Source organism: Pseudomonas sp. KH_021 (assembly GCF_057838865.1).
Window position 1 is genome coordinate 870,025 of the sequence record NZ_CM174477.1, and the last position, 21,954, is coordinate 891,978.

At 59.6% G+C, this 21,954-nt stretch carries 25 protein-coding genes; 14 read left to right on the plus strand and 11 right to left on the minus strand.

The window, feature by feature from the left end; genetic code table 11:
• Positions 1–2 precede the first annotated feature (2 nt).
• The 9 genes from rapZ to AC3IX4_RS04165 form a co-directional block, all read right to left on the minus strand.
• The gene (gene rapZ, locus AC3IX4_RS04125) at positions 3–860 is read right to left on the minus strand and encodes an RNase adapter RapZ (RefSeq protein WP_489259359.1); all 858 of its coding nucleotides are present in this window, start codon (positions 858–860) and stop codon (positions 3–5) included.
• A gap of 2 nt (positions 861–862) precedes the next feature.
• Positions 863–1,327, minus strand: a complete 465-nt coding sequence (gene ptsN, locus AC3IX4_RS04130; protein ID WP_489259360.1) for a PTS IIA-like nitrogen regulatory protein PtsN — start codon at positions 1,325–1,327, stop codon at positions 863–865.
• 12 nt (positions 1,328–1,339) lie between these two features.
• Positions 1,340–1,648 carry a ribosome hibernation-promoting factor, HPF/YfiA family gene (hpf, locus tag AC3IX4_RS04135; protein WP_489259361.1) on the minus strand — a complete coding sequence of 103 codons (309 nt, stop codon included), beginning with the start codon at positions 1,646–1,648 and terminating at the stop codon, positions 1,340–1,342.
• An 82-nt stretch (positions 1,649–1,730) separates the two neighbouring features.
• Complete coding sequence (locus AC3IX4_RS04140; protein WP_489259362.1) at positions 1,731–3,224, minus strand: RNA polymerase factor sigma-54; 1,494 nt, start codon at positions 3,222–3,224, stop codon at positions 1,731–1,733.
• A 169-nt stretch (positions 3,225–3,393) separates the two neighbouring features.
• Entirely contained in the window at positions 3,394–4,119 is a 726-nt protein-coding gene (gene lptB, locus AC3IX4_RS04145; RefSeq protein ID WP_489259363.1) for an LPS export ABC transporter ATP-binding protein, read from the minus strand.
• Positions 4,119–4,661, minus strand: a complete 543-nt coding sequence (gene lptA, locus AC3IX4_RS04150) for a lipopolysaccharide transport periplasmic protein LptA (protein ID WP_489259364.1) — start codon at positions 4,659–4,661, stop codon at positions 4,119–4,121. The genes lptB and lptA overlap by 1 nt, the downstream gene beginning before the upstream one ends.
• Positions 4,648–5,223, minus strand: coding sequence for an LPS export ABC transporter periplasmic protein LptC (gene lptC / locus AC3IX4_RS04155; protein WP_489259365.1), 576 nt, complete (start codon positions 5,221–5,223; stop codon positions 4,648–4,650). The genes lptA and lptC overlap by 14 nt, the downstream gene beginning before the upstream one ends.
• An 8-nt stretch (positions 5,224–5,231) precedes the next feature.
• Positions 5,232–5,756 (minus strand): KdsC family phosphatase, encoded by a 525-nt coding sequence (locus AC3IX4_RS04160; RefSeq protein ID WP_489259366.1) that lies wholly within the window; start codon positions 5,754–5,756, stop codon positions 5,232–5,234.
• On the minus strand, positions 5,757–6,731 hold the full coding sequence (locus AC3IX4_RS04165; protein WP_489259367.1) for a KpsF/GutQ family sugar-phosphate isomerase: 975 nt from the start codon (positions 6,729–6,731) through the stop codon (positions 5,757–5,759). It abuts the gene before it with no gap.
• 234 nt (positions 6,732–6,965) lie between these two features.
• On the opposite strand from AC3IX4_RS04165, the gene AC3IX4_RS04170 reads away from it, so the two are divergent.
• From AC3IX4_RS04170 to hisC, 10 genes are all read left to right on the plus strand, one after another.
• Positions 6,966–7,775 carry an ATP-binding cassette domain-containing protein gene (locus AC3IX4_RS04170; protein ID WP_489259368.1) on the plus strand — a complete coding sequence of 270 codons (810 nt, stop codon included), beginning with the start codon at positions 6,966–6,968 and terminating at the stop codon, positions 7,773–7,775.
• The gene (gene mlaE / locus AC3IX4_RS04175) at positions 7,775–8,572 is read left to right on the plus strand and encodes a lipid asymmetry maintenance ABC transporter permease subunit MlaE (protein ID WP_489259369.1); all 798 of its coding nucleotides are present in this window, start codon (positions 7,775–7,777) and stop codon (positions 8,570–8,572) included. The genes AC3IX4_RS04170 and mlaE overlap by 1 nt, the downstream gene beginning before the upstream one ends.
• Complete coding sequence (mlaD, locus tag AC3IX4_RS04180) at positions 8,572–9,039, plus strand: outer membrane lipid asymmetry maintenance protein MlaD (RefSeq protein ID WP_489259370.1); 468 nt, start codon at positions 8,572–8,574, stop codon at positions 9,037–9,039. Before mlaE ends, mlaD begins: the two co-directional genes overlap by 1 nt.
• A 16-nt stretch (positions 9,040–9,055) precedes the next feature.
• A complete protein-coding gene (locus tag AC3IX4_RS04185) occupies positions 9,056–9,718 on the plus strand; it encodes an MlaC/ttg2D family ABC transporter substrate-binding protein (protein ID WP_489259371.1) in 663 nt (220 codons plus the stop codon).
• Positions 9,715–10,020, plus strand: coding sequence for an STAS domain-containing protein (locus AC3IX4_RS04190; RefSeq protein ID WP_489259372.1), 306 nt, complete (start codon positions 9,715–9,717; stop codon positions 10,018–10,020). The genes AC3IX4_RS04185 and AC3IX4_RS04190 overlap by 4 nt, the downstream gene beginning before the upstream one ends.
• A 106-nt stretch (positions 10,021–10,126) precedes the next feature.
• Entirely contained in the window at positions 10,127–10,366 is a 240-nt protein-coding gene (locus AC3IX4_RS04195; RefSeq protein WP_489259373.1) for a BolA family protein, read from the plus strand.
• A 22-nt stretch (positions 10,367–10,388) separates the two neighbouring features.
• Entirely contained in the window at positions 10,389–11,654 is a 1,266-nt protein-coding gene (gene murA / locus AC3IX4_RS04200; RefSeq protein WP_489259374.1) for a UDP-N-acetylglucosamine 1-carboxyvinyltransferase, read from the plus strand.
• A 110-nt stretch (positions 11,655–11,764) separates the two neighbouring features.
• Positions 11,765–12,400, plus strand: a complete 636-nt coding sequence (gene hisG / locus AC3IX4_RS04205) for an ATP phosphoribosyltransferase (protein ID WP_489259375.1) — start codon at positions 11,765–11,767, stop codon at positions 12,398–12,400.
• A 124-nt stretch (positions 12,401–12,524) separates the two neighbouring features.
• Positions 12,525–13,850: a histidinol dehydrogenase gene (hisD, locus tag AC3IX4_RS04210; RefSeq protein ID WP_489259376.1), complete on the plus strand. Its 1,326-nt coding sequence runs from the start codon at positions 12,525–12,527 to the stop codon at positions 13,848–13,850.
• 2 nt (positions 13,851–13,852) lie between these two features.
• On the plus strand, positions 13,853–14,896 hold the full coding sequence (gene hisC, locus AC3IX4_RS04215) for a histidinol-phosphate transaminase (protein ID WP_489259377.1): 1,044 nt from the start codon (positions 13,853–13,855) through the stop codon (positions 14,894–14,896).
• Between the two features lie 155 nt (positions 14,897–15,051).
• Here hisC and algW read toward each other — a convergent pair whose 3' ends face one another.
• On the minus strand, positions 15,052–16,206 hold the full coding sequence (gene algW, locus AC3IX4_RS04220) for a Do family serine endopeptidase AlgW (protein WP_489259378.1): 1,155 nt from the start codon (positions 16,204–16,206) through the stop codon (positions 15,052–15,054).
• Between the two features lie 221 nt (positions 16,207–16,427).
• On the opposite strand from algW, the gene AC3IX4_RS04225 reads away from it, so the two are divergent.
• The 3 genes from AC3IX4_RS04225 (at position 16,428) to cysN (ending at position 20,164) form a co-directional block, all read left to right on the plus strand.
• A complete protein-coding gene (locus AC3IX4_RS04225; protein ID WP_489259379.1) occupies positions 16,428–17,186 on the plus strand; it encodes a Nif3-like dinuclear metal center hexameric protein in 759 nt (252 codons plus the stop codon).
• A gap of 144 nt (positions 17,187–17,330) precedes the next feature.
• A complete protein-coding gene (cysD, locus tag AC3IX4_RS04230) occupies positions 17,331–18,248 on the plus strand; it encodes a sulfate adenylyltransferase subunit CysD (RefSeq protein ID WP_489259380.1) in 918 nt (305 codons plus the stop codon).
• A 14-nt stretch (positions 18,249–18,262) separates the two neighbouring features.
• Positions 18,263–20,164 carry a sulfate adenylyltransferase subunit CysN gene (gene cysN / locus AC3IX4_RS04235; protein WP_489259381.1) on the plus strand — a complete coding sequence of 634 codons (1,902 nt, stop codon included), beginning with the start codon at positions 18,263–18,265 and terminating at the stop codon, positions 20,162–20,164.
• A 570-nt stretch (positions 20,165–20,734) separates the two neighbouring features.
• Here the strand turns inward: cysN and AC3IX4_RS04240 are convergent.
• A complete protein-coding gene (locus AC3IX4_RS04240; protein ID WP_489259382.1) occupies positions 20,735–21,172 on the minus strand; it encodes a Z-ring associated ZapG family protein in 438 nt (145 codons plus the stop codon).
• Between the two features lie 139 nt (positions 21,173–21,311).
• On the opposite strand from AC3IX4_RS04240, the gene AC3IX4_RS04245 reads away from it, so the two are divergent.
• Positions 21,312–21,947 carry an alpha/beta hydrolase gene (locus AC3IX4_RS04245; RefSeq protein WP_489259383.1) on the plus strand — a complete coding sequence of 212 codons (636 nt, stop codon included), beginning with the start codon at positions 21,312–21,314 and terminating at the stop codon, positions 21,945–21,947.
• Positions 21,948–21,954 lie beyond the last annotated feature (7 nt).

The window sequence follows — 21,954 nt, forward strand, 5'->3', positions numbered from 1 at the left end:
TTTCAGCTGAGGTCGCGGTGGCGAACCTGAACATTCTTGAGGGATTGCTGCAGGACTTGGCCCAGGCGCTCGGTCAGATAAACGGAGCGATGGTGTCCGCCTGTGCAGCCAATGGCGATCGTGACGTAGGCACGGTTACTGGCGGCAAAGCGCGGCAGCCACTTGAGCAGATAGCTGGAGATGTCCTGGAACATTTCCTCGACATCGGGCTGGGCAGCGAGATAGTCGACCACGGGTTGTTCAAGCCCTGAATGATCGCGCAGTTCCGGCTTCCAGTAGGGGTTGGGCAAGCAGCGCACATCAAACACCAAGTCGGCATCGACTGGCATGCCGCGCTTGAAGCCGAACGATTCGACCAAAAACGCCGTACCCGCCTCGGGTTTGTCCAGCAGGCGCAACTTGATGGTGTCACGCAGTTGGTAGAGGTTGAGGTTGGTGGTGTTGATCTTGAGGTCGGCAAGGTCTGCGATCGGGCCCAGCAGATCGCTCTCGACACGGATGGCTTCTGCCAGCGAGCGCGAGGGATTGGTCAGTGGATGGCGCCGACGTGTCTCGGAGAAACGCTTGAGCAGGGTTTCTTCATCGGCATCCAGGTACAACACGTCGCAATGGATGTGCCGGCCACGTGCTTCATCGAGCAGTTCGGGAAAGCGCGTCAAGTGGCTGGGCAAGTTGCGCGCATCAATGGAAACGGCAACCTTGGGTTGCAGCAACTCGGTATTGATCAGCGCATTCTCGGCCAATTGCGGCAGCAGGCCTGCCGGCAAGTTGTCGATGCAGTAGAAGCCGTTATCCTCCAGTACATCGAGTGCAGTACTTTTACCTGAGCCGGATCGGCCGCTGACGATGATCAAACGCATGATTAGTGACCGCTCTGTTCATCCAGGACGACTTGATACAGGGCTTCGTTGCTGCTCGCGGTACGCAGGCGATCACGAACGTCCTTGCGATCAAGCATGCTGGCTATCTGGCGCAGCAGCTCCAGGTGAGCATCGGTGGCAGCCTCCGGGACCAGCAGAACGAACAGCAGGTCTACCGGTGCGCCGTCGATGGCGTCGAAATCTATGGGTGCATCAAGGTGAAGCAGGGCGCTGATGGGGCCGTCGCACCCCTTTAGCCGGCAGTGAGGAATGGCAATGCCATTGCCGAAACCGGTAGAGCCCAGTTTTTCACGGGCAATCAGGCTTTCGAACACAAGTTGCATATCCAGCTGGGGTACTTCCCGGTGGATCAGATTTGCAATTTGTTCGAGTACACGCTTTTTACTGCCGCCCGGCACGTTCACAAGAGAACGGCCGGCGGTCAGGATAGTTTCAAGTCGGATCATGTGAGGGGGGTGTCAGCGAGCAGCCTGGCCATTCAGGAGGCTCTGCTGTTTTTCCTTGTGTTTTTTCAGTTGGCGATCGAGCTTGTCGGTAAGGGAGTCAATAGCGGCATACATGTCTTCATGCTCGGCATTGGCAACAACCTCATTGCCGGGAATCTGCAGGGTAGCCTCGATCTTCTGCTGCAACTTTTCGACCTTGAGGATGATCTGCACATTGGTAATCTTGTCGAAGTGACGCTCCAGTCGATCGAGTTTTTCCCCGATGTAGGTGCGCAATGGCTCGGTGACTTCTACATGTTGTCCACTGATGTTGACTTGCATACAGCTTCTCCTATGTTGCCAGTGCATAAAGAGGCAAGCCCACGGGCTTGCCACTGAAACGCTGTGGCTCATCTCAAGGCCGTTACATCAATCGCTTGCGTTCGCTCGACGGTGCAATGCCGAGGGACTCGCGGTACTTGGCGACGGTGCGACGGGCTACCTGGATGCCCTGTGCCTCCAGTAAACCAGCGATCTTGCTGTCACTCAATGGCTTTTTCTGATTTTCCGCGGCAACCAGTTTTTTGATGATCGCGCGGATGGCTGTAGACGAGCATTCACCGCCTTCAGAGGTGCTGACGTGGCTTGAGAAAAAATACTTCAGCTCGTAGATACCGCGCGGGGTATGCATGTATTTCTGGGTGGTAACCCGCGAAATAGTTGACTCATGCATGCCTACTGCCTCGGCGATATCGTGCAGCACCAAAGGCTTCATGGCTTCGTCGCCGTGGTCCAGGAAGCCGCGCTGGTGCTCGACGATCTGGGTGGCAACTTTCATCAGCGTTTCGTTGCGGCTTTGCAGGCTCTTGATGAACCAGCGGGCTTCCTGCAGTTGATTGCGCATGAAGGTGTTGTCGGCGCTGGTGTCGGCGCGACGAACGAAGCCTGCGTATTGCGGATTGACGCGCAAACGCGGCACTGATTCCTGGTTCAGCTCCACCAGCCAGCGCTCGCTGTCCTTGCGCACGATCACGTCTGGCACCACGTACTCGGGTTCGGACGACTCGATCTGTGAACCGGGGCGCGGGTTGAGGCTCTGCACCAGCTCGATCACCTGGCGCAGTTCGTCTTCCTTGATTTTCATGCGGCGCATCAGCTGGCTGTAGTCACGGCTGCCGAGCACGTCGATGAAATCGGTAACCAGACGCTTGGCTTCCGTTAGCCAAGGCGTCTTGGGCGGCAGTTGGCGCAGTTGCAACAACAGGCACTCGCCCAGGTTGCGGGCGGCGATGCCGGCGGGCTCGAATTGTTGCACGCGGTGCAGGACGGCTTCGATCTCGTCCAGTTCGATGTCCAGCTCCGGGTCGAACGACTCGCAGATTTCCTCGAGGGTTTCGTCCAGGTAGCCCTGGCTGTTGATGCAGTCGATCAAGGTGACGGCAATCAGGCGGTCGGTGTCGGACATCGGCGCCAGGTTCAACTGCCAGAGCAGGTGGCTCTGCAGGCTTTCGCCGGCGGACGTGCGGGTGGTGAAGTCCCACTCGTCATCGTCGTTGCTGGGCAGGCTGCTGGCGCTGGTCTGGTAGATGTCTTCCCAGGCCGTATCGACCGGCAATTCGTTGGGGATGCGTTCGTTCCACTCGCCTTCTTCAAGGTTCTCCACGGTCGGTGCGTTTTCCTGGTAGCTGGGCTCCTGGAGGTCCGACGGGGTTTTCTGTTCGATGTTATCGGCCAGTGGGTCACTGTTGTCGAAGTCGTCGCCTTCTTCCTGGCGTTCGAGCATCGGGTTCGATTCCAGTGCTTCCTGGATTTCCTGTTGGAGGTCCAGGGTCGACAGCTGGAGCAAACGGATGGCCTGTTGCAACTGAGGTGTCATCGTCAGTTGCTGGCCCATTCTTAGGACGAGCGATGGTTTCATGGCAGGGGCTTTACACCTTATTTGCCGGCGCACATGCGCCATCCACTACAGGGCGCCGGAGCGCCAAACATAAGCAAGTTATATGCCTGAATCTGAAGTGTTTGCCTAGAGCACCGTAACAATTTAGTGACAGTCAAGCGCTCCAGGCAACTCGCCAAACACCTCGAAATTACAGGCGGAACTCGTGGCCGAGGTAAACCTCTTTCACCAGTTCGTTGGCCAGGATGGCGTCCGAGTCGCCCTCGGCGATCAGTTGGCCATCATTGACGATGTAAGCGGTTTCGCAAATATCCAGGGTTTCACGAACATTGTGGTCGGTGATCAGAACGCCGATGCCCTTGGCTTTCAAGTGATGGATGATCTGCTTGATATCACCTACGGAGATCGGGTCGACACCGGCAAAAGGTTCGTCGAGCAGGATGAACTTGGGCGCGGTTGCCAGTGCGCGGGCGATTTCGACCCGGCGCCGCTCGCCACCCGACAGGCTCATCCCCAGGTTGTCGCGGATATGGCTGATGTGGAACTCCTGCAGCAGGCTTTCCAGCTCCTTGACCCGGCCGGCCTTGTCCAGCTCCTTGCGGGTTTCCAGGATGGCCATGATGTTGTCGGCCACCGACAGCTTGCGAAAGATCGAGGCTTCCTGCGGCAGGTAGCCGATACCGGCACGGGCGCGACCGTGCATGGGTTGGTGGCTGACGTCGATGTCATCAATCAGCACGCGGCCCTGGTCAGCCTGCACCAGCCCTACGATCATGTAGAAACAGGTGGTCTTGCCAGCGCCATTGGGGCCCAGCAGGCCGACGATCTGACCGCTGTCGATGGACAGGCTGACGTCGCGCACGACCTGGCGGCTTTTGTAGCTTTTGGCCAAGTGTTGGGCTTTCAGAGTCGCCATTACGGGGCCTTTTGCTCGTCGGTTTTCTTTTTCGGCTGGATGACCATGTCGATGCGTGGGCGTGGTGTTTTCACACCGCCTCCAGCGCGGCCAGCGGTTGCCACCTGAGTGGCGGTGTCGTAGACGATCTTCTCGCCTTCGGTGGTGTTGCCCTGGTTGATCACCTTGGCCTGGTCGATCAACACGATACGGTCTTGCGTGGAGTGATACTGGATGGTCACAGCATAGGCCTTGACCTTTTCCGGGTCGGTGGCTTTTTGCTGTTGCTCGAAGTACGCCAGGCTACCGATGGCGGTCACCACATCGACATCGCCAGCGGGGGTGCGGGTCAGAGTGACGGTGTTGCCGGTGATCTTCATCGAACCTTGAGTGATGATGACATCACCTTTGTACGTGGCAATGCCTTGCTTGTCATCGAGCTGCGCGTCATCAGCCTGAATACGGATAGGCTGGTCGCGGTCGGTCGGCAGAGCCCAGGCGCTCACGCTTCCCAGTGCTGCGCCCACGCTGAGCAAGAAAGGAAGGGTTTTAACGAGCCTCATACTGTCCTCTTACGTTGGACAGCAGGTTGATCCTGCTGTCGTTCAAATACGCTTTCATGCCTGTGGCCGTGGTCACGCCGCCAGCGCCCTCGATTCTAACGGCTTGCTCGGTTTGCGCATATTCCTTCTGCGGGAATACCGTGATGCGCGAGGAAGTGATGAGCGTGGCGCGGTTTTTCTGGTCGGTGCGGGCGATGCGCACGGAGTCGATCAGCTCGACCTCGGTGCCGTCGGGGTTGACCTCGCCGCGCTCGCTCTGCACATGCCAGGGGTAGGCGGTACCGCGATACATCTGCAGGTCGGGTTTGGTCAGCAGGGTGACCTCGCTGGCCATGACATGCTCCACCTTGTCGGCGGTCATTTCATATTGCAGCTTGCCATCGGGCAGGAACTGCACGCTGCGCGCATTGAGGGCGTAGTAGTCGATGGCGTTCTCGTCGACGGTCACGACCGGTTTATTGTCGAGAAAGCTTTGCGGGCTGATGTTCCAGTAGCCGACGGCTGCCAGCAGCGCGGCAGCGACACAGAACAGCGCAATATTGCGGGCTTTTTTAATGAACATGAATCGCTCTACAGATAATGGGCGTGAGCCGCTTCAAGGTTGCCCTGGGCACGCAGGATCAGCTCGCAGAACTCACGCACGGCACCTTCGCCGCCGCGTGCCTGGGTGACACCATCGGCGTGCTCGCGCACAAAGGCGGCAGCATTGGCCACGGCCATGCCCAGGCCCACCCGGCGAATCACCGGCAGGTCAGGCAGGTCGTCACCCAGATAGGCCACTTGTTCATAGCTTAGGTTGAGTTGGCCGAGAAGCTCGTCCAGAACCACCAATTTATCTTCCCTGCCCTGATAAAGATGCGGGATGCCGAGGTTGCGGGCGCGTCGCTCCACTGCTGGGGTCTTGCGGCCACTGATGATGGCGGTGGTCACGCCACTGTTCATCAGCATCTTGATGCCTTGGCCGTCCAGGGTATTGAACGACTTGAATTCGCTGCCATCTTCGAGGAAATACAGGCGACCGTCGGTCATCACGCCGTCCACGTCGAAGACAGCCAGCTTGATGGCTTTACCGCGTTGCAGTAGATCGTTACTCATTTACATCACTCCGGCGCGCAGCAGGTCGTGCATGTTGAGGGCGCCCACCGGCTTTTCGGCCTTGTCGACCACCACCAGCGCGCTGATTTTGTGGTCTTCCATGATCTTCAAGGCTTCGGCGGCCAGCATGTCCGGGCGGGCGGTCTTGCCGTGCGGGGTCATGACATCTTCGATTTTTGCGGTATGGATATCGATGCTGCGGTCCAGGCTGCGGCGCAGGTCGCCGTCGGTAAAGATCCCGGCCAGGCTGCCATCGGCTTCCAGCACCACGGTCATGCCCAGGCCCTTGCGGGACATTTCCAGCAGGGCGTCCTTGAGCAGGGTGCCACGGACCACCTGCGGCAGTTCTTCGCCGCCGTGCATGACGTTTTCCACTTTCAGCAGCAAGCGACGGCCCAGGGCGCCGCCGGGGTGCGAAAAGGCGAAGTCTTCGGCTGTAAAGCCGCGGGCTTCGAGCAGGGCTATGGCCAGGGCGTCGCCCAGCACCAGTGTTGCGGTGGTCGAGGAGGTCGGTGCCAGGTTCAGCGGGCAGGCTTCCTGGGCAACGCGCGCGTCGAGGTTGACCTCGGCGGCCTTGGCCAGGGGCGAATCAGGGTTGCCGGTCAGACTGATCAGCTGGATGCCCAAGCGCTTGATCAGCGGCAGCAGGGTGACGATCTCGGCGGTGGAGCCTGAGTTGGACAGCGCCAGGATGATGTCATCCTTGGTGATCATGCCCATGTCGCCATGACTGGCTTCGGCCGGATGCACAAAAAAGGCGGTTGTGCCGGTGCTGGCCAAGGTGGCGGCTATTTTGTTGCCGATGTGGCCAGACTTGCCCATGCCGACCACGACGACGCGGCCCTTGCTGGCCAGAATCATCTCGCAGGCACGGACGAAATCGGCATCGATGTGCGCCAGCAAGCCTTCAACGGCCTCAAGCTCGAGGCGGATGGTGCGCTGTGCGGATTGGATCAGGTCGCTGGATTGGCTCATGTCGGAAATCGGATTGCCTGATGAAAAGGCGACGATTATAGCGGTAATGCGCGAAAGCCTCACCTGCGATCGTCGCCAAGCGCCTGTCGCAGGGCTGAACAAGCGCGGCGCAGGCCTTGGGGCGAGGGTGTCAGCGGTGATATAGTTCGCCGCCAGTTCGGCCCGCCCAGTGTCCGCGTGCCTCCAAGAAGGGGGTGAGCGTCTGAGTAAGAGGCTGCATCGCAAGGAGTTTAGATGAGTGCCGATAACGCCTACGCGGTCGAGCTGAAGGGCCTTACCTTCAAGCGCGGTGCGCGCAGTATCTTCAATAACGTCGATATTCGTATTCCGCGTGGCAAGGTCACCGGAATCATGGGGCCATCGGGGTGCGGTAAGACGACGCTGTTGCGGTTGATGGGGGCGCAGTTGCGGCCTACCAGTGGCGAGGTCTGGGTCAATGGCCAGAACCTGCCGAAGCTCTCGCGCAGCGATCTGTTCGATGCCCGCAAGCACATGGGCGTGCTGTTCCAGAGCGGCGCCCTGTTCACCGATCTGGATGTATTCGAGAACGTCGCCTTTCCGCTGCGGGTGCACACCCAACTTCCCGAAGAAATGATTCGAGACATTGTTTTGATGAAGCTGCAGGCCGTTGGCCTTCGCGGTGCCATCGAGTTGATGCCTGACGAGCTTTCCGGTGGCATGAAGCGCCGTGTAGCGCTGGCCCGGGCCATTGCCCTGGATCCGCAGATCCTGATGTATGACGAACCCTTCGTGGGTCAGGACCCGATCGCCATGGGCGTGCTGGTGCGCCTGATTCGCCTGCTCAATGATGCCCTGGGCATTACCAGTATCGTGGTCTCCCACGATCTGGCCGAAACCGCGAGTATTGCCGACTACATCTACGTGGTCGGCGACGGCCAGGTATTGGGGCAGGGCACGCCGCAGGAGTTGATGAACTCCGATAACCCGCGCATTCGTCAATTCATGAAAGGCGACCCGGACGGGCCAGTCCCTTTCCACTTTCCTGCGCCGGATTACCGCGCTGATTTACTGGGGAAGCGTTGATGCGCAGAAAATCTCTACTGGAACGCATTCGGCGGTTCGGTCGCTCGGCCATCGATGTGTTGGCGGTGATGGGGCGCTCGACGCTGTTCCTGATCCATGCCCTGGGCGGGCGTGGCGGCATCGGCGGCGGCTTTCAACTGCTGGTCAAGCAGCTCTACTCCGTCGGCGTGATGTCGCTGGCAATCATCGTGGTCTCGGGTGTGTTCATCGGCATGGTGCTGGCCCTGCAAGGCTTCAGCATCCTGACCAAATATGGCTCGGAGCAGGCCGTGGGGCAGATGGTCGCCCTGACGCTGTTGCGTGAGTTGGGGCCGGTGGTCACCGCATTGTTGTTCGCCGGGCGCGCAGGCTCGGCGCTGACAGCTGAAATCGGCAACATGAAATCGACCGAGCAGCTTTCCAGCCTGGAAATGATCGGTGTCGACCCCCTCAAATATATCGTTGCGCCCAGGCTTTGGGCCGGATTCATTTCGCTGCCACTGCTGGCCATGATCTTCAGCGTGGTCGGCATTTGGGGTGGTTCGTGGGTGGCGGTTGACTGGCTGGGCGTCTATGAAGGCTCGTTCTGGGCCAACATGCAAAACAGCGTGTCGTTCACCGATGACGTACTCAATGGCGTGATCAAGAGCCTGGTGTTTGCTTTTGTGGTCACGTGGATTGCCGTTTTCCAAGGGTATGACTGCGAGCCCACCTCAGAGGGGATCAGTCGTGCCACGACCAAGACCGTGGTATATGCCTCATTGGCAGTGCTGGGCCTGGACTTTATTTTGACCGCCTTGATGTTTGGAGATTTCTGATGCAAAACCGCACCCTGGAAATCGGTGTCGGCCTGTTTTTGCTGGCCGGGATTCTGGCGCTGCTACTGTTGGCGCTGCGCGTCAGTGGCCTGTCGGCTACTCCGAGCACCGACACTTATAAACTTTACGCCTACTTCGACAATATCGCAGGTTTGACTGTCAGAGCTAAAGTGACCATGGCCGGTGTGACCATCGGCAAGGTCACTGCAATCGATCTGGACCGCGACACCTTTACCGGTCGGGTGACCCTGGAGCTGGAAAAACGCGTGGACAACCTGCCCGCCGATTCCACTGCCTCGATCCTGACCGCGGGGTTGCTGGGTGAAAAGTACGTCGGCATCAGCGTGGGTGGTGAAGACAAACTGCTCAAGGATGGCGCAACGATTCACGACACCCAGTCCTCGCTGGTGCTTGAGGACCTTATCGGCAAATTCCTGCTCAATAGTGTTGGCAAAGAAGCCAAGTGAAATGAGGAGTTATTCCATGATGTCTATTCTGCGACGTGGCCTGCTGGTTCTGTTGGCGGCCCTGCCGATGCTGGCGCATGCCGTTACTGGCCCGTCGGCCCATGAGCTGATCCAGGACACCACCACGCGTCTTCTGGCAGACCTTGAGAAAAACAAAGAAATCTACAAGACCAATCCGAGTGCGTTCTACGATGCGCTGAACGGCATCGTCGGGCCGGTCGTGGACGCCGACGGTGTCTCTCGCAGCATCATGACGGTCAAGTACTCGCGCAAGGCGACCCCGGAGCAGATGGCCCGCTTCCAGGAGAACTTCAAGCGCAGCCTGATGCAGTTCTATGGCAACGCGCTGCTGGAGTACAAGAACCAGGGCATCACCGTTTCGCCTGCCAAGGATGAAAGTGGCGATCGCACCAGCGTTGACATGAAGGTCAAGGGTCAAAGCGGCGCCATCTACCCGGTTTCCTACACGCTGGAAAAAATCAATGACGAGTGGAAAGTCCGTAATGTCATCATCAATGGCATTAACATTGGCAAACTGTTCCGTGACCAGTTCGCCGATGCCATGCAGCGCAATGGCAATGACCTGGACAAGACCATCAATAACTGGGCCGGCGAAGTAGCCGACGCCAAGGCCAAGACCGACCAAGCCGCTGAAACACAGAAGCAGAACTCACAATGACGACCAGCGAAGTACGCGCTGACGCTCCAGGGCAGTTGAGCCTGCATGGCGTGCTCGACTACCGCTCGGGACCCACCTTGCTTAAGCAAGGCCAGGCGCTGATCAAGGCCTGCGCGGAACCGGCGTTGGTGGTTGACTGTTCTGGTGTTGAGAAGTCCAGCAGCGTGGGCTTGTCCTTGCTACTGTCTTTTATGCGCAGTGCCCGGTCGTTGGGTAAAACGCTGTCGATCAGGACCATGCCCGACGATATGCGAGAAATTGCCCAGGTCAGCGAGTTGACCGAATTGCTGGTCCAGGATTGAAATCCCGAGGCCCTTTGTCAGAGTTCCCCATTGCGGGGTTCGCAGGCGAAGGGCTTTTTTGTATGATGGCCGACCCGCGCGCGTTGGGCGCCGATTGAGGTTGAGCATGCAGGCCGTAGAAGTTAAGAGCTTTCTTGAAGGAAAGTTGCCAGGAATCCAGGTCGAAGTTGAAGGCGAAGGCTGCAACTTCCAGTTGAACGTGATCAGCGACGAGTTGGCAGGCCTGAGCCCTGTCAAGCGTCAGCAGGCGGTTTATGCTCATCTGAACCCTTGGATTGCCGATGGCAGCATCCACGCGGTCACCATGAAATTTTTCAGCAGCGCAGCCTGGGCTGAGCGTACCTGAGCCAATTGGCGTCGAGATCCCTATGGACAAACTGATTATTACTGGCGGCGTTCGTCTTGATGGCGAAATCCGCATCTCCGGGGCAAAGAACTCTGCCCTGCCGATTCTTGCCGCGACTCTGTTGTGCGATGGCCCGGTCACGGTCGGCAACCTGCCGCACCTGCACGACATCACCACCATGATCGAGCTGTTCGGGCGCATGGGCATTGAGCCTGTGATCGACGAAAAGCTGTCGGTGGAAATCGATCCACGCACCATCAAGACCCTGATCGCGCCCTACGAGCTGGTGAAAACCATGCGCGCCTCGATCCTGGTACTGGGCCCGATGGTTGCTCGCTTCGGTGAAGCCGAAGTCGCGCTGCCGGGCGGTTGCGCCATCGGCTCGCGCCCGGTTGACCTGCACATTCGCGGCCTGGAAGCCATGGGCGCGAAGATCGAGGTCGAAGGTGGCTACATCAAGGCCAAGGCGCCTGAGGGTGGCCTGCGCGGTGCGCACTTCTTCTTCGACACCGTCAGCGTGACCGGTACCGAGAACATCATGATGGCCGCGGCCCTGGCCAAAGGCCAGAGCGTACTGCAGAACGCTGCGCGCGAGCCAGAAGTGGTGGACCTTGCCAACTTCCTGATTGCCATGGGCGCCAAGATCAGCGGCGCCGGTACCGACACCATCACTATCGACGGTGTCGAGCGCCTGCATCCGACGTTCTACAACGTGATGCCTGACCGTATCGAGACGGGTACCTATCTGGTGGCCGCAGCCGTTACCGGTGGCCGCGTCAAGGTCAAGGACACCGATCCGACCATCCTTGAAGCGGTACTGGAGAAACTCAAGGAAGCGGGCGCCGAGATCACCACCGGCGTTGACTGGATCGAGCTGAACATGCACGGCAAGCGGCCCAAGGCTGTCAACCTGCGTACCGCGCCGTACCCTGCCTTCCCGACTGACATGCAAGCGCAGTTTGTCTCGCTGAACGCCATTGCCACCGGCACCGGCGCTGTGATCGAGACCATCTTCGAAAACCGTTTCATGCACGTCTATGAGCTGCATCGCATGGGCGCCAAGATCCAGGTTGAAGGCAACACTGCCATCGTCACTGGTACCGAAAAGCTCAAGGGCGCGCCGGTCATGGCGACCGACCTGCGGGCTTCGGCCAGCCTGGTCATCTCGGCACTGGTAGCCGAGGGCGATACCCTGATCGACCGCATCTACCACATCGACCGTGGTTATGAATGCATCGAGGAAAAACTGCAAATGCTGGGCGCGAAGATCCGTCGCGTGCCGGGCTAGTTTTTCTTGAGGGGCGCAGGGAGGCGCCCCGACATGCCGGACTGAATTGATTCGCGTCGAATCGGCTTACCATTCGACGAGAAGTATCCTGATAAGGAACGACGTTTCCCATGTTGACCATCGCGCTGTCCAAGGGCCGTATTCTTGACGATACCCTGCCGTTGTTGGCAGAGGCCGGCATTGTGCCGACCGAAAATCCGGATAAAAGCCGCAAGCTGATCATTCCTACCACTCAGGCAGATGTTCGCCTGCTGATCGTCCGGGCGACTGACGTGCCGACTTACGTCGAGCATGGCGCCGCCGACCTGGGCGTTGCTGGCAAGGACGTGCTCATGGAGTACGGCGGCCAGGGCCTGTACGAGCCACTGGACTTGCAGATTGCCCGTTGCAAGCTGATGACCGCGGGTGCTGTCGGTGCGGTCGAGCCCAAGGGCCGTCTGCGCGTGGCAACCAAGTTCGTCAACGTTGCCAAGCGTTACTACGCCGAGCAAGGCCGTCAGGTCGACATCATCAAGCTGTATGGCTCGATGGAGCTGGCGCCGCTGATTGGCCTGGCTGACAAGATCATCGACGTTGTCGATACCGGTAACACCCTGCGTGCCAACGGCCTGGAACCCCAGGAGATGATCGCTGAGATCAGTTCCCGGCTGGTGGTCAACAAGGCATCGATGAAGATGCAGCACGCCCGCATTCAGAGCCTGATCGACGTCCTGCGTCAGGCTGTGGAATCGCGACACCGCGGCTGACAGTATTGCGCGACCCCAGGTCGCGCCCGTCTATCCGTGTCATAGCCAGAATTCTCAGGTGCCCGCGCGGATCGACTGCTACTTTAGGGCGCCTGAGCATTTGCCAATTATCGAGGCCCACGCTATGACCACGTCCACTGCAATTCGCCGACTCAACGCTGCTGACCCGGATTTCGCCCGACATCTGGATCATCTGCTGAGCTGGGAAAGCGTGTCTGACGATTCGGTCAACCAGCGCGTGCTCGACATCATCAAGGCGGTGCGCGAGCGCGGCGACGCGGCGCTGGTGGAGTTCACCCAACGTTTCGACGGTGTCCAGGCGACCTCCATCGACGACCTGATCGTCAACCGCGAGCGCCTGGAACTGGCGCTGACCCGCATCACGCCCGAACAGCGCCAGGCCCTGGAAACAGCTGCCGAGCGTGTGCGCAGCTACCACGAAAAGCAAAAACAGGATTCCTGGAGCTATACCGAAGCCGACGGCACCGTGCTTGGCCAGAAAGTCACGCCATTGGATCGTGCTGGTTTGTATGTCCCTGGCGGCAAGGCTTCCTATCCTTCGTCGGTGCTGATGAATGCCATTCCTGCCAAGGTGGCTGGCGTGACTGAAGTGGTCATGGTGGTGCCGACGCCTCGCGGTGAGATCAACGAACTGGTACTGGCGGCGGCCTGCATCGCCGGTGTCGATCGGGTTTTCACCATCGGTGGCGCCCAGGCCGTTGCAGCCTTGGCCTATGGCACTGAAAGCGTGCCGCGTGTCGACAAGGTGGTTGGCCCAGGCAATATCTATGTGGCCACTGCCAAGCGCCATGTATTTGGCCAGGTCGGCATCGACATGATCGCCGGCCCTTCGGAAATCCTGGTGGTGTGCGATGGCCAGACTGACCCGGACTGGATCGCCATGGACTTGTTCTCCCAGGCCGAGCACGACGAAGATGCCCAGTCGATCCTGGTCAGTACCGATGCCGAATTCCTCGACAAGGTCGCCACCAGCATCGACAAGCTGCTGCCGACCATGGACCGCGCCGACATCATCAAGACGTCGATCAACACTCGCGGCGCCCTGATTCTGGTCAGTGACATGCAGCAGGCTATCGAAGTCGTCAACCGTATCGCGCCTGAACACCTGGAATTGTCGGTCGCCGACCCGCAAGCCTGGTTGCCACAGATCCGCCACGCGGGCGCGATCTTCATGGGGCGCCACACCAGCGAAGCGCTGGGCGACTACTGCGCAGGCCCCAACCACGTATTGCCCACCTCGGGCACCGCGCGGTTCTCCTCGCCGCTGGGGGTATATGACTTCCAGAAGCGCTCCTCGATCATTTTCTGCTCGCAGCAGGGCGCCTCGGAGTTGGGCAAGACCGCATCAGTACTGGCCCGGGGTGAATCCTTGAGTGCCCACGCCCGCAGCGCTGAATACCGCATCATCGCCGACAAGAAAGGGGAATGAACATGAGCAAATTCTGGAGCCCCTTCGTCAAGGACCTGGTGCCTTACGTGCCGGGTGAGCAGCCGAAGCTGACCAAGTTGGTCAAGCTCAACACCAACGAGAACCCTTACGGGCCGTCGCCCAAGGCGCTGGAAGCCATGCGCGCCGAGGTCAACGACAACCTGCGCCTGTACCCGGACCCGAACGGTGACCGCCTCAAGCAGGCCGTGGCCGAGTACTACGGTATCGAAACGCGCCAGATTTTCCTCGGCAACGGTTCGGACGAAGTACTGGCGCATGCCTTCCACGGCTTGTTCCAGCACGGCAAGCCGCTGCTGTTCCCGGATATCAGCTACAGCTTCTATCCGGTTTACTGCGGCTTGTACGGCATCGAGTTCGACGCGCTGCCCCTGGATGAGCAGTTCCAGATTCGCGTCGAAGACTATGCTCGCCCCAATGGCGGGATCATTTTCCCCAACCCCAATGCCCCCACCGGTTGCCTGATGGCGCTGGAGGCCGTGGAGCGCCTGCTCCAGGCCAACCCGGACACCGTCGTGGTGGTCGATGAGGCCTACATCGATTTTGGTGGCGAAACGGCGATCACGCTGGTTGATCGATACCCGAACCTGCTGGTTACCCAAACGCTCTCCAAGTCGCGTTCGCTGGCAGGCCTTCGGGTTGGTCTGGCGGTTGGGCACCCGGATCTGATCGAGGCGCTGGAGCGCATCAAGAACAGCTTCAACTCCTACCCGCTGGACCGCATGGCCATCGTTGGCGCAGCGGCTGCGTTCGAAGACAAGGCTTACTTCGAGCAAACCTGCAAGGCTGTGATCGACAGTCGCGAGCAATTGGTTACGGCGCTTGAACGGCGTGGTTTTGAGGTGTTGCCGTCGGCTGCGAACTTCATCTTCGCTCGCCACCCTCAACAGGATGCGGCCACCCTGGCGGCGCGTCTGCGTGAGCAGGGCGTGATCGTTCGGCACTTCAAGCAGGAGCGGATTGCTCAGTTCCTGCGGATCAGCATCGGTACCCAGGAACAGAACCAGGCGCTACTCGACGCTCTTTGATTCGTTGTAGGAGCCGGCTTTAGCCGCGATGGCTTCACCGCGATGCATCAGGCAAACCGCGGCGACTTCATCGCGGCTAAAGCCAGCTCCTACATTAGTCCGTGTAGGAGCCGGCATTAGCCGCGATGGGCGCGACGCAATCCACCCGTTCGCGGTTATTCTTCCTGGGCTGCTGGAGCTGGCGGTGGTCGCAGGCCGATTTCGGCGGTCAGCTTCATTTCCTTGCCGTTGCGTATGATCTCGATGGGAACCCTGTCGTTGGGCTTGGTCTGCGCAACCTGGTTCATGGAGCGACGTCCATCTCCGGCCGGCTGACCGTTGATGCTGAGGATCACGTCACCCAGTTGCAGACCGGCCTTCTGAGCCGGGCCATCGCGGAAAATACCGGCTACAACGATGCCAGCGCGGCCTTGCAGGCCAAACGACTCGGCCAGTTCCTGGCTCAGAGGCTGCACTTCAATCCCCAGCCAACCACGAATCACCTGACCATGCTCGATGATGGCCTTCATTACGCTTAGCGCCAGCTTGGTGGGAATGGCGAAGCCGATCCCCTGGGAGCCACCGGATTTGGAGAAGATCGCGGTGTTGATACCCGTCAGATTACCGTTCGCATCGACCAGCGCGCCGCCTGAGTTGCCGGGGTTGATCGCGGCGTCGGTCTGGATGAAGTCTTCATAGGTATTGAGGCCCAGCTGATTACGGCCGGTGGCACTGATGATGCCCATGGTCACGGTCTGGCCAACGCCGAAGGGGTTGCCGATGGCCAGCGCCACGTCACCAATATGAATATTGTCAGAGCGGCCGATGGTGATCGATGGCAGGTTTGGCAGGTCGATCTTCAGCACCGCCAGGTCTGTTTCAGGATCGCTGCCGATGACCCGGGCCAGCGTCTCGCGACCGTCCTTGAGGGCCACTACGATCTGGTCGGCACCGGAGGTCACGTGGTTGTTGGTCAGCAGATAGCCTTCCGGGCTCATGATCACCGCCGAACCCAGGCTCGATTCCCAGCGCCGCTGCTTGGGCAGGTTATCGCCGAAGAAGCGCCGGAACTGTGGGTCTTCGAACAGCGGATGGCTGGACTTGTTCACAACCTTCGTCGTGTAGAGATTGACCACGGCCGGTGCGGCGGTGCTGACCGCATCGGCGTAGGAAACTGGCCCCTGCATCACTTTCGTGGTTTGCGGCGCCTGCTGCAGGTTGACGTCCTGGCTCGGCAATCCCACCCACTGCGGAAAGCGCAGAATGATCAGCAGGGCGATGAGTACGCCTGTCAGCAGTGGCCAGCCAAAATAACGCAGTGCCTTGAACATTGAGCGAGTCCCGGAAAATCTAAAAAGCCAGAGGGCAGCAGGGGAGAATCAAGCGCGCGATCATACTCAAGCCGGGCCCGTGCAGGAATAAGCAGGGTAATAAAAGCTGTAAGGATTGCGTAAAGCTGGCCGGCGGTTTCCCCCACGTCATCCGACGGCTCATAATGGCGGGCATTATAGAGGGCGCAAGCTCGCTTGACGGTTAAATCGGGAGTCTTTTCATGGCAGTTGCACTCAGTACGCTGGTTGAAGAAGCGGATCGCTACCTGGGTAGCGCCCGAATCCAGGATTACTGCCCCAACGGGCTGCAAGTCGAAGGGCGCCCGCAGGTTTCCCGGATTGTTACCGGCGTCACTGCAAGCCAAGCCCTGCTCGATGCAGCTGTTGAAGTCGACGCTGACCTGGTGCTGGTGCATCACGGTTATTTCTGGAAGGGCGAGAACCCTTGCATCACTGGCATGAAACAGCGGCGCCTGAAAACGCTGTTGACCAACGACATCAGCCTGCTCAGCTATCACCTGCCGCTGGATCTGCACCCGGAGGTCGGCAACAACGTGCAGTTGGCACGCCAGTTGGACATCACCGTTGAAGGCCCGCTGGACCCTGACAATGCCCGTGTGGTCGGCCTGGTGGGCTCGCTGGCCGAGCCGATGACCGCCCGCGACTTTGCCCGTAAGGTCCAGGAGGTATTGGGTCGCGAACCGTTGCTGGTCGAGGGCAGCGCAATCATTCGTCGGGTGGGCTGGTGCACCGGGGGCGGCCAAGGCTATATCGACCAAGCCATCACAGCGGGTGTCGACCTGTTTATCAGCGGCGAAGCGTCCGAGCAGACATTCCACAGCGCCCGCGAAAACGACGTCAGCTTTATTGCCGCTGGCCACCACGCCACCGAGCGCTATGGCGTCCAGGCGCTGGGCGACTACCTGGCCAAACGCTTCGCGTTGGAGCATTTGTTCATCGACTGCGCCAATCCGGTCTGAGGTCAGAGCGCTAAAACGGCGGGGTATATTCTTATACCGTTTCGATCTAGTTGGCCTGATCTATAGAATAGATCGCTGTGCTAGAGTGGCTCGCTCGAACACGGCCCGCTGGCCGTCCATAAGATCGATATTCCGTGAGTAGCCATGGTCGACAAACTGACGCATTTGAAACAGTTGGAGGCGGAGAGCATCCACATCATTCGTGAGGTGGCCGCCGAGTTCGATAATCCGGTGATGCTGTACTCCATCGGCAAGGACTCTGCCGTCATGCTGCACCTGGCGCGCAAAGCCTTCTTCCCGGGCAAACTGCCGTTTCCGGTGATGCACGTCGACACCCAATGGAAATTCCAGGAGATGTACAGCTTCCGTGACCGCATGGTCGAGGAAATGGGGCTGGACCTTCTGGTACACGTGAACCCCGAAGGTGTGGCGCAGGGCATCAACCCCTTCACCCACGGCAGTGCCAAGCACACCGACATCATGAAGACCGAGGGCCTCAAGCAGGCGCTGGACAAGCACGGCTTCGATGCAGCCTTTGGCGGCGCGCGTCGCGACGAAGAGAAGTCGCGAGCCAAGGAACGTGTCTACTCCTTCCGCGACAGCAAGCACCGTTGGGACCCGAAAAACCAGCGCCCGGAGCTGTGGAACGTCTACAACGGCAAGGTCAACAAGGGCGAGTCGATTCGCGTATTCCCGCTGTCGAACTGGACCGAGCTGGACATCTGGCAGTACATCTACTTGGAAGGCATCCCGATCGTGCCGCTGTACTTCGCCGCCGAGCGTGAAGTAATCGAGAAAAACGGCACCCTGATCATGATCGACGACGAGCGCATCCTCGAGCACCTGAGCGATGAAGACAAAGCCCGTATCGTCAAAAAGAAAGTACGTTTCCGTACCCTTGGTTGCTACCCGTTGACGGGCGCGGTGGAGTCCGAGGCCGAAAGCCTGACGGACATCATTCAGGAAATGCTCCTGACGCGAACTTCCGAGCGCCAGGGCCGGGTCATCGACCACGATGGCGCAGGCTCAATGGAAGACAAAAAACGTCAAGGCTATTTCTAAGTTAGGGTCAGACCATGTCGCACCAATCCGAATTGATCAGCGAGGACATCCTCGCGTACCTGGCCCAGCACGAGCGTAAAGAACTGCTGCGCTTCCTTACCTGCGGTAACGTCGACGATGGCAAGAGCACCCTGATCGGGCGCCTGCTGCACGACTCCAAGATGATCTACGAAGACCATCTGGAAGCCATTACTCGTGATTCGAAGAAAGTCGGTACCACCGGTGACGATATCGACCTGGCGTTGCTGGTAGATGGCCTGCAGGCCGAGCGCGAGCAGGGCATCACCATTGACGTGGCCTACCGCTACTTCTCGACGGCCAAGCGCAAGTTCATCATTGCCGACACCCCAGGCCACGAGCAGTACACCCGCAATATGGCCACCGGCGCCTCGACGTGCGACCTGGCGATCATCCTGGTGGATGCTCGCTACGGCGTGCAGACCCAGACCCGTCGCCACAGCTATATCGCCTCTTTGCTGGGCATCAAGCACATCGTCGTTGCGGTCAACAAAATGGACCTCAAGGGCTTCGATGAGCAGGTGTTCGAGTCGATCAAGGCCGATTACCTGAAGTTCGCCGAAGGCATCAACTTCAAGCCGAGCAGCCTGCACTTCGTGCCGATGTCGGCGCTCAAGGGCGACAACGTGGTCAACCACAGCGAGCGTTCGCCGTGGTACACCGGCCAGTCGCTGATGGAAATCCTCGAGACCGTGGAAGTGGCGGGTGATCGCAACTTCACCGACCTGCGTTTCCCCGTGCAGTACGTCAATCGCCCGAACCTGAACTTCCGTGGCTTTGCCGGCACCCTGGCCAGCGGCGTCGTGCACAAGGGCGACGAAGTGGTTGTGTTGCCGTCGGGCAAGAGCAGCCGGGTCAAGTCCATCGTTACCTTCGAAGGTGAGCTGGAGCAGGCTGGCCCAGGCCAGGCCGTGACCCTGACCATGGAAGACGAGATCGACATCTCTCGTGGCGACTTGCTGGTGCATGCCGACAACGTACCGCCGGTCACTGACCAGTTCGACGCCATGCTGGTGTGGATGGCTGAAGAGCCAATGCGCCCGGGCAAGAAATACGACATCAAGCGCGCCACCAGCTACGTGCCAGGCTCGATTGCCAGCATCACCCACAAGGTCGATGTGAACACCCTGGAGCACGGCGCTGCCAGCGAGTTGCACCTGAACGAGATCGGCAAGGTCAAGGTCAGCCTGGACGCACCGATTGCCCTGGACGGCTACGAGAGCAACCGCACCACCGGTGCCTTCATCATTATCGACCGCCTGACTAACGGCACCGTCGGTGCCGGCATGATCATCGCCCCGCCGGTGGTTCCGCACGGCAGCATTGGCCACCACGGCAAGCAGGCCCACGTGGCCACCGAAGAACGTGCCTTGCGCTTCGGCCAGCAGCCGGCGACCGTGCTGTTCAGCGGCCTGTCGGGCGCTGGCAAGAGCACCCTGGCCTACGCGGTGGAGCGCAAGCTGTTCGACATGGGCCGTGCGGTCTACGTGTTGGATGGTCAGAACCTGCGTCACGACCTGAACAAGGGCCTGCCACAGGACCGCGCCGGCCGTACCGAGAACTGGCGCCGTGCCGCGCACGTTGCACGACAGTTCAACGAAGCGGGCCTGCTGACCCTGGCCGCTTTTGTTGCCCCGGATGCCGAAGGCCGTGAACAGGCCAAGGCCCTGATCGGCAAGGAGCGCTTGGTCACTGTCTACGTCCAGGCTTCGCCACTGGCTTGCCGCGAACGTGACCCGCAAGGTCTCTACGCGGCAGCTGGGGATAACATTCCAGGCGAGTCCTTCGCGTATGACGTGCCTCTGGATGCGGACCTTGTGGTCGACACCCAGAGCGTGTCGGTGGAAGAGGGCGTGAAATTGGTGTTGGATGTGCTGAAGGCACGCGGCGCGATTTAAGCGCTGTCTGCAACTAGAAAAACCCGTCATGGCGCAGGCCCTGACGGGTTTTTTTATGGTGCCTGCGGCACCGGGCTGAGAACACCAATCTCACCACAAAAATCTAAAGCCGAGCCACCAAGGCTAACAGCGCCGATTCCACAGGCCATGGCACGTTGCAACAAATGTAGGAGCAGACCTTGGTCGCGATGCGCCGCGCGGGCGGCGCGCGATCTCAAGAACAAAGGAAAAACCAAGGCGGACACCTCGTGTAGCTCATGCGATCTGTTGACAGGCACTCTGCGGTTCACCCTGAGGATGAAGGGAGAGAGACCGTATTAAGGCTTCCAGGTGCTTGCCTTGGCTTTTGCGCTGTTGCCAAAATCGAGCGCCGCCCGCGCGGCGCATCGCGACCAAGGTCTGCTCCTATGTTTGGTTGCAACGTGCCATGGCCTGTGGGGTTGGGGTTGTTAGCCTTGGTGGTTCGGCTTTAGGTTTTTGTGGTTTCGGGGGGGGATTGTGCGTTGAGCCAATAAAAAGCCCGTCACTCTTTCAAGTAGCGGGCTTTTTGTTGCGTCGGTTTAATGCGTATTAACGCTTCAACCCATACTTCTCATCCAGCATCCCCGGCGAATCCGGCGAGGTTTTTGGTGCATAGTCCAGCGGCACGCCGGGGGTGCGTGGCGGGGTGAGGCGCTCGCGTGGGCCTTGGGTGGCATCGGCGTGCAGCGACGCCAGCAGGCGTTGGCGGGTCAGTTCGTCCAGCGCCAGGCGGTTGGCGCCTTCGGCCAGATGGTCCTGGACCTCCTGGTAGCTCTGGGTGAGTTTCTTCACCAGGGCTGCCGTGCTGTTGAAGTGGGTCACGACGTCATTCTGATAGCTGTCGAAACGTTCCTGAATGTCATCCAGTTGGCGTTGGGTACTGCTGGGGGCTGCGTTAGGCAGCAACCGGGCGATGAGGAACCCGGCGACGACGCCCACGACCAGGGCCAGTGTCGGCAACAACCAAACCAAGAGCGATAGTTCCACGAGTCCTTCCTCTATAAACGGCTTTGCTTTACGTTAACGGCTCGGACCTGCGCTGTATACCGCGAAACGCTCGCAAATATGTCAGACAGAATCTTTCAGCTAGACGAGTCGACCCACTCTGAGGTCACGGAGATCTTCCTTGCTCATCCGCGAAACCCCTTTATTCATTGATGGCCCTGTCGGCCAGCTTGAGGCCCTCTATCTCGATGTTCCCGATGCACACGGCGTGGCGCTGATCTGCCACCCCAACCCAGTGCAGGGCGGAAACATGCTCAACAAAGTGATCTCGACCCTGCAGCGCACAGCGCGGGACGCCGGGCTGATCACGTTGCGATTCAACTATCGCGGCGTCGGCCAGAGCGCCGGCAGCCACGATATGAGCATAGGTGAAGTTGAAGACGCCCAGGCTGTCGCCCAATGGGTGCGCGAGAAGCACCCTGAACTGCCGCTGACGCTGCTGGGTTTCTCCTTTGGCGGCTTTGTCGCCGCGAGCCTCGGCGGGCGCCTGGAGGCGGCTGGAGTGCCTCTTGAGCATCTATTCATGGTCGCGCCCGCCGTCATGCGCCTGACCGAGCAAACACCTCTGCCGCAGGCATGCCCGCTCACGGTGATCCAGCCGGACACTGACGAAGTGGTCGCGCCGGAGCTGGTCTATGACTGGTCCGCTAAGCTCGACCGTCCCCATGAGCTGCTGAAAGTGGCAGAATGCGGGCACTTTTTCCATGGCAAGCTGACGGATCTGAAGGATCTGGTGCTGCCACGCCTTTCGAACTGAATACACG

What these genes read in the sequence shown, in the direction of transcription:
- hisD (WP_489259376.1), top strand. Translation starts at nt 12,525, where the DNA reads ATGACCACGTCCACTGCAATTCGCCGACTCAACGCTGCTGACCCGGAT.
- AC3IX4_RS04190 (WP_489259372.1), top strand. Translation starts at nt 9,715, where the DNA reads ATGACGACCAGCGAAGTACGCGCTGACGCTCCAGGGCAGTTGAGCCTG.
- mlaD (WP_489259370.1), top strand. Translation starts at nt 8,572, where the DNA reads ATGCAAAACCGCACCCTGGAAATCGGTGTCGGCCTGTTTTTGCTGGCC.
- cysN (WP_489259381.1), top strand. Translation starts at nt 18,263, where the DNA reads ATGTCGCACCAATCCGAATTGATCAGCGAGGACATCCTCGCGTACCTG.
- ptsN (WP_489259360.1), bottom strand. Translation starts at nt 1,327, where the DNA reads ATGATCCGACTTGAAACTATCCTGACCGCCGGCCGTTCTCTTGTGAAC.
- hisC (WP_489259377.1), top strand. Translation starts at nt 13,853, where the DNA reads ATGAGCAAATTCTGGAGCCCCTTCGTCAAGGACCTGGTGCCTTACGTG.
- AC3IX4_RS04160 (WP_489259366.1), bottom strand. Translation starts at nt 5,756, where the DNA reads ATGAGTAACGATCTACTGCAACGCGGTAAAGCCATCAAGCTGGCTGTC.
- hpf (WP_489259361.1), bottom strand. Translation starts at nt 1,648, where the DNA reads ATGCAAGTCAACATCAGTGGACAACATGTAGAAGTCACCGAGCCATTG.
- lptB (WP_489259363.1), bottom strand. Translation starts at nt 4,119, where the DNA reads ATGGCGACTCTGAAAGCCCAACACTTGGCCAAAAGCTACAAAAGCCGC.
- AC3IX4_RS04185 (WP_489259371.1), top strand. Translation starts at nt 9,056, where the DNA reads ATGATGTCTATTCTGCGACGTGGCCTGCTGGTTCTGTTGGCGGCCCTG.
- lptC (WP_489259365.1), bottom strand. Translation starts at nt 5,223, where the DNA reads ATGTTCATTAAAAAAGCCCGCAATATTGCGCTGTTCTGTGTCGCTGCC.
- AC3IX4_RS04225 (WP_489259379.1), top strand. Translation starts at nt 16,428, where the DNA reads ATGGCAGTTGCACTCAGTACGCTGGTTGAAGAAGCGGATCGCTACCTG.
- mlaE (WP_489259369.1), top strand. Translation starts at nt 7,775, where the DNA reads ATGCGCAGAAAATCTCTACTGGAACGCATTCGGCGGTTCGGTCGCTCG.
- hisG (WP_489259375.1), top strand. Translation starts at nt 11,765, where the DNA reads ATGTTGACCATCGCGCTGTCCAAGGGCCGTATTCTTGACGATACCCTG.
- rapZ (WP_489259359.1), bottom strand. Translation starts at nt 860, where the DNA reads ATGCGTTTGATCATCGTCAGCGGCCGATCCGGCTCAGGTAAAAGTACT.
- cysD (WP_489259380.1), top strand. Translation starts at nt 17,331, where the DNA reads ATGGTCGACAAACTGACGCATTTGAAACAGTTGGAGGCGGAGAGCATC.
- AC3IX4_RS04195 (WP_489259373.1), top strand. Translation starts at nt 10,127, where the DNA reads ATGCAGGCCGTAGAAGTTAAGAGCTTTCTTGAAGGAAAGTTGCCAGGA.
- algW (WP_489259378.1), bottom strand. Translation starts at nt 16,206, where the DNA reads ATGTTCAAGGCACTGCGTTATTTTGGCTGGCCACTGCTGACAGGCGTA.
- AC3IX4_RS04170 (WP_489259368.1), top strand. Translation starts at nt 6,966, where the DNA reads ATGAGTGCCGATAACGCCTACGCGGTCGAGCTGAAGGGCCTTACCTTC.
- lptA (WP_489259364.1), bottom strand. Translation starts at nt 4,661, where the DNA reads ATGAGGCTCGTTAAAACCCTTCCTTTCTTGCTCAGCGTGGGCGCAGCA.
- AC3IX4_RS04165 (WP_489259367.1), bottom strand. Translation starts at nt 6,731, where the DNA reads ATGAGCCAATCCAGCGACCTGATCCAATCCGCACAGCGCACCATCCGC.
- murA (WP_489259374.1), top strand. Translation starts at nt 10,389, where the DNA reads ATGGACAAACTGATTATTACTGGCGGCGTTCGTCTTGATGGCGAAATC.
- AC3IX4_RS04140 (WP_489259362.1), bottom strand. Translation starts at nt 3,224, where the DNA reads ATGAAACCATCGCTCGTCCTAAGAATGGGCCAGCAACTGACGATGACA.